This is a genomic window from Anaerorudis cellulosivorans (genome assembly GCF_025943985.1).
GTDB lineage: Bacteria > Bacteroidota > Bacteroidia > Bacteroidales > Dysgonomonadaceae > Anaerorudis > Anaerorudis cellulosivorans.
The window spans coordinates 1-1,226 of sequence record NZ_JAPCWE010000037.1 but is presented as its reverse complement, the minus strand read 5'-3'; the positions used below and the strand labels follow the sequence as shown (position 1 = coordinate 1,226).

The 1,226-nt window shown below is 42.0% G+C and carries 2 protein-coding genes; both read right to left on the bottom strand.

Translation table 11 applies throughout. From position 1 onward, the window contains the following. The coding region (locus OLM34_RS11405; protein ID WP_264407390.1) for an IS66 family transposase at positions 1-825 on the bottom strand (825 nt) is incomplete at its 3' end. Positions 826-917: 92 nt separating this feature from the next. Continuing rightward, positions 918-1,226 (bottom strand): IS66 family insertion sequence element accessory protein TnpB (gene tnpB, locus OLM34_RS11400; protein WP_264407389.1); only part of this gene is annotated, 309 nt, incomplete at its 5' end.

Sequence of the window (1,226 nt, the reverse complement as noted above, 5' to 3'; positions counted from 1 at the left end):
TGCATAGTGACTATCTTTGTTTATAACCGGCAGGGTTGTTTCATCAACCTGTATGTAGTCTGTATCTAAAACTTCTTCCTTCAAGACCTTGTATAGCGGACTGAGCAACTCACATGTGGGTTTAAACCATCCACTAAGGGTATTTGCAGGTATTTTTACTCCCAGATGATGAAACTGTTTTATCTGACGGTAAAAAGGCAGGTGATACTCATACTTCTGAAGCATTATCTCTGAAAGAAGGCCGGCTCCCGGGAGTCCTTTGTATATAGGTAGCAGTGGAAGCGGTGCTATTATTACGGCCGGGGTTTCTTCTGTTGAAGGTATAAGATTGTCTTTTAATCCATATTTTGGACGTACGATCTCTTTTACATAGAGTTTACCCGGTTCAAACTCCAGTGTTCGGGTACGTTCTTCTCCTATGCGTTTGTATTTGTCCCTGTCAACATCTTCCGGCTCAATCACTACTTCTATAACAGGTAGTCCTTCCAATAGCTTACGATTGGAACGAGCCTTTTTTCTGTTAGCAGTACTCGCCTCAATCTGTTTTTCTGCCGCAATGCGTTCTGCCTCTATTTCTTCCAGACGTTTGCTCTCATCCTGTGGCGTTTCAAATAAGTTTAGCTGATTAGGATCAAGACCGGATAACTTTTCGCTTTTACGTCCGTAAAACTGACGGGTAAACCAGGCTATTTGTGAAAGGAGCTTATCTATCTTTTGTTGCAGGTTAGTTAACTGTTCCGCCTGTTTAGCATTAGCCTCAGCGAGCTGACGGATTTGTTCCGCCTGCGATTTTATTAAGAGCGCTGATGCTTCCGACTGATCCATTTTAAGGGGCTTTTATTTAGTCGTAAAAATACTAAAAAACCTTGAATCAGACAAGTTTTCAGAGCAATATTTTATACTTTTATTTAAGTTTTTTACCGGCGATTTCTAAGCGCTTTTAGTCGCTTCAACCTGTTGTTTGGATCATCCTGTATTCCTTCAACCATCATAACCAAATCTGTCCAGCTCATGGGGTATGACCGGCTCTCTTTATCATATCCGGGCAAACGAAAGGTTCCCTCTTCAAGTCTTTTCATGTATAGGACCAGACCTCCGTCTTCAGCATGCAGGATTTTCATAGTGGTGCGGGTTCTGTTTATGAAAATGAAACAGTCACCCATACGAACATCATATCCCATTTGGTTCTGTACAACTCCGCACAGCGAGTTTATCCCTTTGCGCAT